The organism is Pseudomonas sp. RIT-PI-a, from assembly GCF_001187875.1.
GTDB classification, from domain to species: Bacteria; Pseudomonadota; Gammaproteobacteria; order Pseudomonadales; family Pseudomonadaceae; genus Aquipseudomonas; species Aquipseudomonas coleopterorum.
On sequence record NZ_LGIR01000013.1, the window covers coordinates 1 to 12013 of the forward strand.

Here is a 12013-nt window from a genome sequence, read left to right on the forward strand (position 1 = left end):
GCTCCAGCGGGCCCACCACGGTGCTCAGACCGGCCAGCAGGTGCTCCTGTTCGGGGCTGGAATGTCGCCGACTGGCGACCACGGTAAACGCGCTGCCGGGCGCAGGCACACTGCGTACACCGATCGGTTGGGCCGGTTCTCCGCCCGCTGCATGCCAGGCACCCAGCCCGGCACCGCCATAGTAGGCACTGCCCGTTGTCGGCACGGTGACCACGCCGAACACCACCCGACCGTTCTCGATCAACGCGATGTTGACGGTGAATTCTTCGCTGCCGTTGATGAACTCCTTGGTGCCGTCCAGCGGATCGACCAGCCACCAGCGGGTCCAGCGTTCACGCACCGCGAGGGCGATGTCCGCATCTTCTTCGGACAGGATCGGGATATCGGGCGCCAGCGCCGTCAACCCGTCGACGATGATCTGATGCGCCGCCAGATCGGCGGCAGTCACCGGCGACTCGTCGGCCTTGGCCATGACCTGCACATCGGCCCGCCAGAACGGCAGGATTGCCGCGCCGGCCTGATGGGCCAGCGCCACGACTTCGGGCAACAGGCGTTCGACGTCGCTCACAGGCTGAACACCCCGCGCTGGATCAACAGGTCGCGCGCCAGGTACAGGGCGGCCAATGCGCGGCCTTCGGAAAACTGCGGATGCTGGGCCAGACCAGCCAGGTCGCGCAGGTTGACCCGTTCGACGCGCATCGGCTCCGGCTCGTCGCCCTCGAGCCGCTCCTCGTACAGCCCCTGCGCCAGCACGACCTGGATCTTCTGGCTCATGTACCCCGGCGACAGCGACAGTTCGGTGAGGTGCTCCAGTTCACGTGCGCCGAATCCGGCCTCCTCCTTGAGCTCGCGGTCGGCGGCCGCCAACACGTCTTCGCCCGGCTCGATCAAACCCTTGGGCAACGACAATTCATAAGCATCGGTCCCGCCACAATACTCCTCGACCAGCAGGGCATGCTCGGCATCGGCCATCGCCACGATCATCACCGCACCGTAACCATTGCCGCGGCCCACGAGACGCTCGTAGGTGCGCTCCACACCATTGGAGAAGCGCAACTGCACTTCCTCGACACGGAACAGGCGACTGCTGGCAACGATTTCGCGGGCGAGGACTTCGGGTTTCTGGCGCATCGGGCAGCTCCTGGACGTGAACGGGTTACTATACCGTGGCTTGGCCTGCGGCAGGCCACCCTTGATCCCCCACTGCCCGAGAATCTTCGCTATGCCTTGCCTCGCCTGGAGCACCATCGACACCGTCCTGCTGGACATGGACGGCACCCTGCTCGACCTGCATTACGACAATCACTTCTGGCTGGAGCATCTGCCCCAACGCTATGCGCAACTGCACGGGGTCAGTCTGGCGATGGCGCAGTTGGAGCTGCAACCGTTGTTCACCGACAGCGCCGGCAAGCTGAACTGGTACTGCCTGGATTTCTGGACCCGCGAGCTGAACATCCCGGTGCGCGAGCTCAAACGCGAAACCGCCGAGCTGATCGCGCTGCGGGCCGACGCCGACACGTTCCTGGCCGCCATCAAGCAGGCCGGCAAGCGCGTGATCATGATCACCAATGCTCACCGCGACTCGCTGTCGCTGAAACTGGAGCGCATCGAGCTGGCGCCCTATTTCGAGCGGATGATCAGCTCCCACGACTACGGCTACCCCAAGGAAAACGCGCAGTTCTGGGACGCCCTGCAGGCCGACATCGGCTTCGACCCGGCGCGCAGCCTGTTCATCGATGACACCCTGCCCGTGCTGCGCAGCGCCCGGGCCTACGGGATCAAGCACCTGCTGGCGGTCAGCGAGCCCGACAGCCGCAAGGGCGCCAAGGACACCGAGGAGTTCGCCGCGGTGGGTGACTACCGCGAGCTCATCGCGGGTTTGTGACCCGCCCGGCTGGCCAGGGACCTACCGCCAGCGCGTGTCGCTATACTGCGCATCGCCAACCCAGGAGCGAGCATGGACATCAAGCAACTCAAATTCCTCATCGCGTTGGATGAAACCCGGCACTTCGGCCAGGCCGCAGCGCGCTGTCACATCACCCAGCCGACGCTCTCTATGCGTTTGCGCAACCTTGAAGAAGAACTCGACTTGCCGTTGGTGAAACGCGGCCAGCGCTTCGAAGGGTTCACCGCGCCCGGCGAGCGCGTGCTGGCCTGGGCGCGTACCGTCCTGGCCGCCTACGATGGCCTGCAGGCCGAAGCGGCGGCCTGTCGCGGCCACCTAGTCGGGACGCTGCGTCTGGGGGTGGTGCCACTGTCCAGTTTCGACCCGGTGCCGCTGCTGCACACCCTGCACGGCGAGCACCCCAACCTGCGCTTCGAACTCAGCTCGCTGAGCTCCGAGCAGATCCTCGAACAGCTGGCGAGCAACCGCATCGACCTGGGCGTCTCGTTTCTGGAGCGGCTGGACCAGGAGCGCTTCGAATCGCGCGCACTGGGCGAAACGCGCATGGGCTTGCTGTTCGATCAACGTCACTACGATTTCGGCGAGCAGGCCCTGAGTTGGGAAGCCCTGACCGAACTGCCCTTGGGCATGCTCACCACTGGCATGCATTTTCGCCAGTCCATCGACCACAACTTCCACTCGCGCGGACTCGCACCGCAACCGCTGCTGCAGACCGATGCCGTCCATCAATTGATCCAGGCCGTTCATGGTGGCCTGTGCTGCGCGATCATGCCGCTGGCGGGTGGGCTCGAAGGTTTGACCGAGCACCTGCGCCTGCAACCCATCGCCGAGGCCCACACGCTGGCGCCTCTGGGCTTGATCATGCGCCGCGCGGCGCCCCGTTCGGCACTGGCCGAAGCCTGCTTCAAGCTCTACGACGCGCCATGATCAATGCGGTCTATCGTCGCATCGGTAATAGCAATTAGACGCTAGGCAATCCTGCGCCTAGGCTAAAGGCTGAATTCATTGCCGGTCCATTCCCATGAACGCCAAGCACCCGGCCAGCGCGGTGCCCGTTTCTACCTCGGCTGCCCCTCTCGCCAGTCCCACCGCCAGCCAGACCTACAGTTACTGCAGCTTGAGCCTGGACGAACCGGGCAGCACGCCACTGGCCGAAGAAGTGGCGCTGGCGATCGCTTACAACGGCATCAGCCAGGCCGTCATGCTGGTCACCCCCACCGACCTCGAAGACTTCGTCACCGGTTTCAGCATCGGCAGCGGTATCGTGGCTGGCGCCGATGAAATCTACGACATCAAGCTCAGCGGTGCAGGCTCGGCACGTCACGCCGAGGTGCAGATCGCCAATCGTGCCTTCTGGAATCTCAAGACCCAGCGTCGGCAATTGGCCGGCAGCAGCGGCTGCGGGCTGTGTGGCGTAGAAGCCGTCGAACAGGCATTGCCGGACCTGGCGGTATTACCCGGCGCGGCCCTGCCGCCAGCGCAATGGCTCGAAGGCCTGCGCCAGCGCATCGGGGCCTTCCAGCCACTGGGCCAGCGCAGCGGCGCGGTCCCCGCGGCGCTGTTCATGGACGCTACCGGCACCCTGCTGCTGGGCCGCGAAGACATTGGCCGCCACAACGCGCTCGACAAAGTGATCGGCGCCCTGGTGCGGCAGAACATCGACAGCACCGGCGGGCTGGCCATCGTCACCAGCCGCTGCAGTCTGGAACTCATTCAAAAAGTATTGCGCGCCGGCATCCAGACCCTGGTCAGCCTGTCGTCGCCGACCGGCCTGGCCCTGCAATGGGCACGCCGGCACAACCTGAACCTCATCCACCTGCCGCAGCACAGCGCGCCGCGGGTCTATAGCCCTGCGTTGGAGAATCAAGCGTGAGCATTCACAATCAAGCCGACAAGACTCCTGTACCCCGCTACAAGCCCTACAAAGGCGCAGCCGGCGGCTGGGGCGCACTGATCAGCGTGACGCAGTTCTGGCTGAGCAGCGACAACGCCCTGAAGAACATCCGCACCATGCTCAAGACCAACCAGAACGGCGGTTTCGACTGCCCGGGCTGTGCCTGGGGCGACTCGCCGGAAAGCGGCATGGTGAAATTCTGCGAAAACGGCGCCAAGGCCGTGAACTGGGAGGCGACCAAGCGCCGCGTCGACCCGGCCTTCTTCGCCAAGCACAGCGTTACCTCGCTGCTGGAGCAGAGCGACTACTGGCTCGAATACCAGGGCCGCCTGACCGAGCCGATGGTCTATGACGCCGCCAGCGATCGCTACGTCCCGATCGCCTGGGACGACGCCTACGCGCTGGTCGCCAAGCACCTGCTCAATCTGGAAAGCCCTGACCAGGCCGAGTTCTACACCTCGGGCCGGGCCAGCAACGAAGCAGCCTATCTGTACCAGCTGTTCGTGCGCGCCTACGGCACCAACAACTTCCCCGACTGCTCGAACATGTGCCACGAGGCCAGCGGCGTGGCCTTGTCGCAGAGCGTCGGGGTGGGCAAGGGTACGGTGACGTTCGACGACTTCGAGCATGCCGATGCCATCTTCGTCTGGGGCCAGAACCCCGGCACCAACCACCCGCGCATGCTCGAACCGCTGCGTGAAGCGGTCCAGCGCGGTGCGCAGGTGGTCTGCATCAACCCGCTCAAGGAGCGTGGCCTGGAACGCTTCCAGCACCCACAGCACCCGATCGAGATGCTCACCAACGGTGACCGTCCGACCAACACCGCCTACTTCCGTCCGGCCCTGGGCGGCGACATGGCGATGATGCGTGGCATGGCCAAGTTCCTGCTGCAATGGGAGCGCGAAGCTCAGGCCAACAATGCACCGTCGGTGTTCGACCACGACTTCCTCAACGAGCACACCGCCACCGTGCTCGAATACCTGGCGGCGATCGATGAGACGTCGTGGGAGCACATCGTCGAGCAGTCCGGCCTGCCGCTGGCCGATATCGAGCTTGCCGCGCGCATGTACCTCAAGGGCAAGAACGTCATCATGTGCTGGGCCATGGGTATCACCCAGCACCGCCACTCAGTGCCGACCATCCAGGAAATCGCCAACCTGATGCTGTTGCGCGGCAACATCGGTCGTCCAGGCGCAGGTCTGTGCCCGGTTCGTGGCCACAGCAACGTGCAGGGCGACCGCACCATGGGCATCAACGAGCGGCCACCGGCCTTTCTGCTCGATGCCCTGGAGAAGCGCTTCGGTTTCAATGTGCCGCGCACCAACGGCCACAACGTAGTTGAAGCCATCCACGCCATGGCCGAAGGCCGAGCCAAGGTGTTCATCGCGCTGGGCGGCAACTTCGCCCAGGCCACGCCGGACAGCACCCGCACCGCACAGGCGCTGCGCAACTGCGATCTCACCGTGCAGATCAGCACCAAGCTCAACCGCAGTCACCTGATGCATGGCAAGCAGGCACTGATCCTGCCGTGCCTGGGCCGTACCGACATCGACCAGCAGAGCGAGGGCCCGCAAGCGGTAACCGTGGAAGATTCGTTCAGCATGGTGCACGCATCCAATGGCCAGCTGCAGCCGCTGTCCAAGCAGATGCGCTCCGAGCCTGCGATCATTGCCGGCATCGCCGCCGCCACGCTCGGTGCGCAGCCGGTGGACTGGAACTGGCTGATCGCGGACTACGACCGCATCCGCGACCTGATCGCCGACACCCTGCCCGGCTTCAAGGACTTCAACGAACGCCTCAAGCATCCAGGTGGGTTCTATCTGGGCAACAGCGCTGGCGCACGTCGCTGGAACACGCCTACCGGGCGCGCCAACTTCAAGCCCAATCGCCTGCCGCTGGACCTGATCGACGAGCGAGTACGCGCCACTGGCCAGGTGCCGGATCTGATCATGCAGTCGATGCGCTCTCACGATCAGTACAACACCACCATCTACGGCCTGGACGACCGCTACCGCGGCGTACGTGGCCAGCGTGACGTGTTGTTCGCAAATGAGGCCGACATCATTCGCCTGGGCTTCCGCCCGGGTCAGAAAGCCGATCTGGTATCACTCTGGGAAGACGGCCGCGAGCGCCGCGTGAAGGGCTTCACGCTGCTGGCGTTCGACATTCCGGCAGGTCAGGCAGCGGCGTACTACCCCGAGGTCAACCCGCTGGTGCCGCTGGAAAGCGTCGGCGACGGCAGCAGCACGCCAACTTCGAAGTTCGTCGCCATTCGCCTGGAGCAACCCGCCCCAAGCGCCCGCATCGCCTGACGCCCCACGCAACCCCTTGTCGCGGCCCGTGCCGCGACAAGCCCTCACGCCAATACAGGATGCCCAGCACCCAAGGATGCGCGCCAATCAAGGGTGAACGCCCCCAAGGTGCACGCCCCCCTGTAGCAGCGGCGCAAGCCGCGTAGCTCTTGATCTTGATCTTGATCTTGATCGTGCTCTTAACCTTCAACGCCAGCAAAAGACGCCACTCCGGAAGTACGTGCGACCACCCTCCCCGCTCAAAGTTTCCCCATGAAACTTCAGAATCTCAGAACTGCGCACCCATCGTGCTTTCCATCACATCGCGCTTGTCGGACGACCGATCGCATAGCAAAGTCGCGCCGTCATCCCTCTGAGATCTGATCGATGAAATTTCCCTCGATACTTTTGTTGACCCTCGGCCTTATAACAGGCGCTGCCTCTGCTGGCAGCAACACCGAAGCCGGTGTAGGGGGCGCATTGGGTGGGGTACTGGGCGCGGTGGTCGGCCAGCAACTGGGCGGCAGCACCGGCTCGACCATTGGCGCAGGCCTGGGTGGTGCGGCAGGTAGCGCAGCCGGCGCCGCCAAGCGCAGCCGTGGCCGGGCCGCCATCGGTGGCGCCCTGGGTGCTGCAGGCGGCAACGTGGTGGGCCGCAACGTAGGCGGCAGCACAGGCGGCCTGATCGGCGCCGCCACCGGCGGTGGTGCCGGCGGCGCGCTGGGCAACTACATGGGCACCTCGTCCGCCCGCGACGATCGTGACGATCGCCGCTATCGCGGCCACGACAACCGCGGCAAATGGAAACACCGCGACCGCGGCCGCCATGTCGGCCACAACAAGCACTGGCGCGATCGCTGAGTCACGATCATGGTAGAGAGCTTCTCTACGCAAGCGGGCAGATGGCATGGCCACTGCCTGCGACACCTCTCCCGCTTTCCTTGTCTTCAAATGCCTGCACAGTCGCTTTTAGGCCTAGCCTTGCCTATGTGCAGCAATCAAGTTTCTACCAATCGCTTGGCAGCGCCCGCCGTGTATGGAAGATATGGAGGATGATCAATCGATCAGCTTCGATTCGATAGGGAATCACGTATGGCCAGTCGGGCATTATCCACTCACGTGTTCCCTCCACGCGGCCAATGCGACCCAGCGCCGGGGACCTTGATAGGCGATCCACGCCTTCGCGCACCGCTGATACGAATTGACTCGCCGCCAATTCATTGTCCTTGGCTATGAAACTGGCTTCGTGATCGAGGTGTTTGAGGGCTTTGGTCAGCCACTCAATTCGCACCCTTACCCCACTTTTCCCACAGGGCGTTTACCTCTTCGGCACTGGCGGTGTTGCCTGCTTCCAATTCCCGAAGGCTGTCCTTGATCTCTTCTATCTGCCAACTCTCGCGCTCCAGGTATTCGCGCATGGCCTCAAGCACTAAAAAAGATTCGCTATGGCCCGTATCACGCGCGAGGCGCGACAAAGACTCTGCCATATCGTCAGGTATGGGAAATGACATAGGCGACATGCTTGCCTCCATTTGGTCAGTCGACGTCAGCAAGGATACACCGCGTTTTTGCTAGATGGATGGGTATCTTGTCGCCAACGATGTCGTGTTGATCTTGTGAAAATCGAAGACCAAGAAACGAAAAAACCGCCCACAAAGGGGCGGTTTCTTTCGCAAGCTGCTACTTACAACTGCGGACCGGCAGCCTTGATCGAGTCGCTCACGTCGAACTTCTTGAAGTTCTCGATGAACAGCGAAGCCAGGCCTTTGGCGGCTTCGTCGTAGGCGGCTGGGTCAGCCCAGGTGTTGCGTGGGTTGAGCAGGTTGGTGTCGACGCCTGGGACAACCTTTGGCACGTCCAGGTTGACGATGTCCAAGTGCTCGGTCTCGGTGCCGATCAGGGCGCCGCTCTGGATCGCTGCGATCACGCCACGGGTGGTAGGGATGTTGAAGCGCTTGCCAACGCCGTAGCCGCCGCCGGTCCAGCCGGTGTTGACCAGGTAGACCTTGGAGCCGAAGCCACGAATACGCTTGATCAGCAGCTCGGCGTACTCGCCAGCCGGACGCGGGAAGAACGGTGCGCCGAAGCAGGTCGAGAAGGTCGACTTGATGCCGCTGCCCGAACCCATCTCGGTCGAACCAACCAGCGCGGTGTAGCCCGACAGGAAGTGATAGGCCGCCTGCTCTTCGCTGAGGATGGACACGGGCGGCAGTACGCCGGTCAGGTCGCAGGTCAGGAAGATCACGGCATTGGGCTCGCCACCCAGGTTCTTCGGCGCGCGCTTTTCGATCAGCTCACGCGGGTACGCGGCACGGCTGTTCTGGGTCAGGCTGTCATCGGCGTAGTCGGCCTTCTTGTCGGCATCGAGCACGACGTTCTCCAGCACGGCGCCGTGCTGAATGGCTTTCCAGATGACCGGCTCGTTCTTCTCGGACAGGTCGATGCACTTGGCGTAGCAGCCGCCTTCGATGTTGAACACCACGCCCACACCCCAACCGTGCTCGTCGTCACCGATCAGGTAACGGCTTTCGTCGGCCGACAGGGTGGTCTTGCCGGTGCCCGACAGGCCGAAGAACAGGGTGACGTCGCCGTCTTCGCCCATGTTGGCGGCGCAGTGCATCGGCAGCACGTCGGCGGCCGGCAGCAGGAAGTTCTGCACCGAGAACATCGCCTTCTTCATTTCGCCGGCATAGCGCATGCCCGCGATCAGCACCTTGCGGGCCGCGAAGTTGATGATCACGGTACCGTCGGAGTTGGTGCCATCGCGCTCGGGCACGCACTCGAACTCAGGCGCGTTGAGCACCTGCCATTCATCCTTGCCACCGGCGTTGTACTGCTCAGGGTTGATGAACAGGCAACGCCCGAACAGGTTGTGCCAGGCCGTCTGGGTGGTCATCTTGACCGGCAGGTAGTGCGCCGGATCGGAGCCTACATGCACATGGGAAACGAACCGCTCGCGCTCGCCCAGATAGGCTTCGACGCGATCCCACAGGGCATCGAACTTGTCGGCGGGAAATTTGCGGTTGATCGGGCCCCAGGCAATGGCGTCCTGGGTAGTGGGCTCTTCGACGATGAAACGGTCGACTGGCGAACGACCGGTACGATGACCGGTACGCACCACCAGAGCCCCGGTATCGGCAAGCTCGCCTTCACCACGGTTCAGGGCTTCTTTAACCAGATCGTCTACAGTCAGATCGGCGTACACGGCGTTCTTGGCTTGCGTCATGAGGTTCCCCGTCGGCTCTGGGCCGAGTGCTCCAAACGTTTTGTAGTAAGTTTACAACAACCACTACAGCTAAAAAGTGGGCCGGATTATGCCAGAAACGCCCGAAAAGAATAGCGTCCTCCTGTCGGTAACGGCGTTATTCCGGCGTCCGTTTGTTAATTTAGCGAGACTAAATCGCTTCAGTGACGGGTATCTGACGGAGCGTCCACACCGGCGCCACTGAAGAGCTGATCGACGTCGGTGGCGTCAAACAAGTAGCGCTGGTTGCAGAACTGGCAGTCGATTTCCACCGTACCGCCATGCTCCTTGAGCAATTCGCGTGCATCGTCGTGCCCAAGACTGACGAGCGCTCGTGCCGAACGCTCCCTGGAACAGCTGCAGCGAAACCGAATCGGCTGGGTATCGAAAAGCCGCAATGCCTGCTCGTGGTACAGGCGGTACAACACGGTTTCGTTATCCAGGCCCAACAGTTCTTCGGCCTTGAGGGTATCGGCCAGGGTGATGGCGGTCTTCCAGCTCTCGGCGCGGTCGTCCTCGTCCTTGATCACAGCGGCAGGCAATTGCTGCAACAGCAGGCCACGGGCACGCTGGCCATCGGCCTTGAGCCAGAAGCGCGTACCGAGCTGTTCGGAGAGAGCGAAGTAATTGGAGAAACTTGCCGACAGGTCGGCACCTTCCAGATCCACGATGCCTTGGTAGCGCTGACCTTCGGTAGGGTCGATGGTCATCGCCAGGGTACCGGCGGGCATCAATTCGGGCAGGCCATCGGTGTCGTTGATCTGCTCGGCGTGGAAACGCGCCAGGCCGCGGATATCACGCTCGCTGGAGCATTCGATCATCAGCAACGGCACGGGACCTTCGGAGCGGGCCTGCAGAATCAGCAAGCCATCGAACTTGAGCGTCCCTACCAGCAGGGCTGCGGCAGCCATGAATTCGCCCAGCAGCAACTGGACTGGCAGCGGGTAATCGTGCTTGGCCAGGACCTCGGCGTAGCTGCGTTCCAATGCTACCGCCTCACCGCGTACATCGGCGTCGTCGAAAATAAAGCGTTGGGTGAAATCGGCTTCAGGAAGATCGTGCATAAGTCCAGTATCTGAGAATGGTGACAAAATGTGTAGCGGCTTTTATAAAGCCCGCTTCAGAGCGTTCGTTTGATCGCTCACTGCCCTGTGGATGTAGAGGTATCTTATGAACAAAGCCCCACTGTTCCAAGCCAGGTGGAACGTTAGCGGCTTGCTGCTGTGCAATTCAATCCCGATCGTGCTCTTGTGCTTCTGGTTATGGCCCATTGGCCATCATTTGTGTACAGCATTCGACGAATGGCTGTTTCGCCTGCTCAACACGCCCCTGGCCAGCGATGCCGCGTGGCGTTACGTGTGGACCCTGGGCAGCTTGCGACCCTTCGACATCGTGGTCGGTGTGATCATGCTGGCGCTGCTGATCCGCGGCAATTGGGTGTTCAAGGCCGGACAGGTTCGCCAGGCCTTTTTCGGCTTCATGGCCGTGCTGTTGCTCTTAGTGGTGGTGCGCGCGCTGTTTTCCAAGTGGATACACGCAATGGGCTGGGACCACGACAGTCCGAGCATGGTCCTGACCGATCCGGTACTGCTCAGCGACTGGTACCCGAACCTGGAACGCCACTGGGAACTCAAGGATCGCTCCAGCCAAAGCTTTCCGGGCGATCATGCTTCGGTGCTGCTGATCTGGGCGCTGTTCATGAGCGTCTGTACCCGTCGAATCGGCCAGTGGCTGTGGATCTGGGCCTTGGCCCTGGTGTTCATGCTGCCGCGCCTGGTTGCCGGGGCCCACTGGGGGCAGGATGACTACATCGGCGGTGTGCTGATGGCCGTCTGGGCGCTAGGCTGGGGCTACTACACGCCCTTCGCAGCCCATACTTCGCAATGGCTGGTGCGGGTCACCGAGCCAGTGTTCAGCCTGCTGGCGAAGCTGCCGGTGTTGGGACGGTTGAGTATTGTCGCAGGGTGATGCGGTGTCTGTGCTGGCCTCTTCGCGGGCAGAGAGCTCGCCGCCCGCCCCGCTCCCACAGGCCAGTGCAGTTCAAGGAAGGTGTGGGGGCAGAGGGCTCAGCTACCCTCCCCGTCCCTGCAGCACATTGTTGGAGCGGGGCGGGCGGCGAGCTCGCCGCCCGCGAAGAGGCCAGCACTGCGCCCGATCAATCCCCTGAACGAAAACTGAACAACTGCCGACGCTGCTTCTTCGAAGGCTTGCCGTCGGTGGTCACGCCCAGCGCGCCGGCCTTGCGCATGGCCGCAGCGGCTTCGCGCCTGGCCTGGCTCTGCTCGGTTTCGCGGTAGAGCGTCTGCGCTTCGGGCGCACCACGGCGCACAATGGACAGCGCCTCGATGATCACGCTGCGCTCATCGAAACCGGTGCGTATCTGCAACTCATCGCCCACGTGCGGCTCCTTGCCCGGCTTGCAGCGCTCGCCGCGGTAATGCACCTTGCCGCTCTCGATGGCTTCCTTGGCCAGGGCACGGGTCTTGTAGAAGCGCGCAGCCCACAGCCATTTGTCCAGACGGACCTTGTCCTCTTCTTCCTGCTTTTGCTTCTGTGCCACAGGCTCACCTCACGAAATGCCGTCATCGAACTGTACTACCGTGCCTGTCGGATGCAAGCGACGGTCTTTGCGATTACAGTGCACGCACGCTTGCCAAGCGGCGTCGGGCTGGGTTGAA

13 protein-coding genes are annotated in these 12013 nt (G+C 62.9%); 6 read left to right on the forward strand and 7 right to left on the reverse strand.

The genetic code is table 11. The annotated features are described in order from the left end of the window. The coding region (locus tag AC788_RS08475) for a 3'(2'),5'-bisphosphate nucleotidase CysQ family protein (protein WP_049860228.1) at positions 1–568 on the reverse strand (568 nt) is incomplete at its 3' end. After that, positions 565–1131: an ADP compounds hydrolase NudE gene (gene nudE, locus AC788_RS08480; protein ID WP_049860229.1), complete on the reverse strand. Its 567-nt coding sequence runs from the start codon at positions 1129–1131 to the stop codon at positions 565–567. The genes nudE and AC788_RS08475, both read right to left, overlap by 4 nt. A gap of 91 nt (positions 1132–1222) precedes the next feature. Here nudE and yrfG point away from each other — a divergent pair, with 91 nt between their 5' ends. From yrfG to AC788_RS08505, 5 genes are all read left to right on the forward strand, one after another. Continuing rightward, the gene (yrfG, locus tag AC788_RS08485) at positions 1223–1885 is read left to right on the forward strand and encodes a GMP/IMP nucleotidase (protein WP_049860230.1); all 663 of its coding nucleotides are present in this window, start codon (positions 1223–1225) and stop codon (positions 1883–1885) included. Between the two features lie 72 nt (positions 1886–1957). Further along, positions 1958–2833 carry a LysR family transcriptional regulator gene (locus AC788_RS08490; protein WP_049860231.1) on the forward strand — a complete coding sequence of 292 codons (876 nt, stop codon included), beginning with the start codon at positions 1958–1960 and terminating at the stop codon, positions 2831–2833. Between the two features lie 94 nt (positions 2834–2927). Beyond that, positions 2928–3779 (forward strand): formate dehydrogenase accessory sulfurtransferase FdhD, encoded by an 852-nt coding sequence (fdhD, locus tag AC788_RS08495; protein ID WP_049860232.1) that lies wholly within the window; start codon positions 2928–2930, stop codon positions 3777–3779. Further along, on the forward strand, positions 3776–6112 hold the full coding sequence (locus tag AC788_RS08500) for an FdhF/YdeP family oxidoreductase (RefSeq protein ID WP_049860233.1): 2337 nt from the start codon (positions 3776–3778) through the stop codon (positions 6110–6112). The genes fdhD and AC788_RS08500 overlap by 4 nt, the downstream gene beginning before the upstream one ends. Positions 6113–6478: 366 nt before the next feature. Next, a complete protein-coding gene (locus AC788_RS08505; RefSeq protein ID WP_049860234.1) occupies positions 6479–6952 on the forward strand; it encodes a glycine zipper domain-containing protein in 474 nt (157 codons plus the stop codon). A 145-nt stretch (positions 6953–7097) separates the two neighbouring features. Here the strand turns inward: AC788_RS08505 and AC788_RS21280 are convergent, their stop codons facing one another. From AC788_RS21280 to hslO, 4 genes are all read right to left on the reverse strand, one after another. Continuing rightward, positions 7098–7382: a type II toxin-antitoxin system RelE/ParE family toxin gene (locus AC788_RS21280; protein WP_082223623.1), complete on the reverse strand. Its 285-nt coding sequence runs from the start codon at positions 7380–7382 to the stop codon at positions 7098–7100. After that, positions 7372–7611, reverse strand: a complete 240-nt coding sequence (locus tag AC788_RS08510; RefSeq protein ID WP_049860235.1) for a CopG family ribbon-helix-helix protein — start codon at positions 7609–7611, stop codon at positions 7372–7374. Before AC788_RS08510 ends, AC788_RS21280 begins: the two co-directional genes overlap by 11 nt. Positions 7612–7775: 164 nt before the next feature. Further along, positions 7776–9317, reverse strand: coding sequence for a phosphoenolpyruvate carboxykinase (locus tag AC788_RS08515; protein ID WP_049860236.1), 1542 nt, complete (start codon positions 9315–9317; stop codon positions 7776–7778). Positions 9318–9496: 179 nt separating this feature from the next. Then, the gene (gene hslO / locus AC788_RS08520) at positions 9497–10399 is read right to left on the reverse strand and encodes an Hsp33 family molecular chaperone HslO (protein WP_049860237.1); all 903 of its coding nucleotides are present in this window, start codon (positions 10397–10399) and stop codon (positions 9497–9499) included. A gap of 106 nt (positions 10400–10505) precedes the next feature. On the opposite strand from hslO, the gene AC788_RS08525 reads away from it, so the two are divergent. Then, complete coding sequence (locus AC788_RS08525) at positions 10506–11303, forward strand: phosphatase PAP2 family protein (RefSeq protein WP_049860238.1); 798 nt, start codon at positions 10506–10508, stop codon at positions 11301–11303. Between the two features lie 187 nt (positions 11304–11490). On the opposite strand, the gene AC788_RS08530 is transcribed toward AC788_RS08525, so the two are convergent. Continuing rightward, the gene (locus tag AC788_RS08530) at positions 11491–11895 is read right to left on the reverse strand and encodes an RNA-binding S4 domain-containing protein (protein ID WP_049860239.1); all 405 of its coding nucleotides are present in this window, start codon (positions 11893–11895) and stop codon (positions 11491–11493) included. Positions 11896–12013: the final 118 nt, after the last annotated feature.

Coding starts and splice junctions, on each gene's coding strand:
- nudE (WP_049860229.1), bottom strand. CDS start 1,131: ATGCGCCAGAAACCCGAAGTCCTCGCCCGCGAAATCGTTGCCAGCAGT.
- yrfG (WP_049860230.1), top strand. CDS start 1,223: ATGCCTTGCCTCGCCTGGAGCACCATCGACACCGTCCTGCTGGACATG.
- AC788_RS08490 (WP_049860231.1), top strand. CDS start 1,958: ATGGACATCAAGCAACTCAAATTCCTCATCGCGTTGGATGAAACCCGG.
- fdhD (WP_049860232.1), top strand. CDS start 2,928: ATGAACGCCAAGCACCCGGCCAGCGCGGTGCCCGTTTCTACCTCGGCT.
- AC788_RS08505 (WP_049860234.1), top strand. CDS start 6,479: ATGAAATTTCCCTCGATACTTTTGTTGACCCTCGGCCTTATAACAGGC.
- AC788_RS08510 (WP_049860235.1), bottom strand. CDS start 7,611: ATGTCGCCTATGTCATTTCCCATACCTGACGATATGGCAGAGTCTTTG.
- AC788_RS08515 (WP_049860236.1), bottom strand. CDS start 9,317: ATGACGCAAGCCAAGAACGCCGTGTACGCCGATCTGACTGTAGACGAT.
- hslO (WP_049860237.1), bottom strand. CDS start 10,399: ATGCACGATCTTCCTGAAGCCGATTTCACCCAACGCTTTATTTTCGAC.
- AC788_RS08525 (WP_049860238.1), top strand. CDS start 10,506: ATGAACAAAGCCCCACTGTTCCAAGCCAGGTGGAACGTTAGCGGCTTG.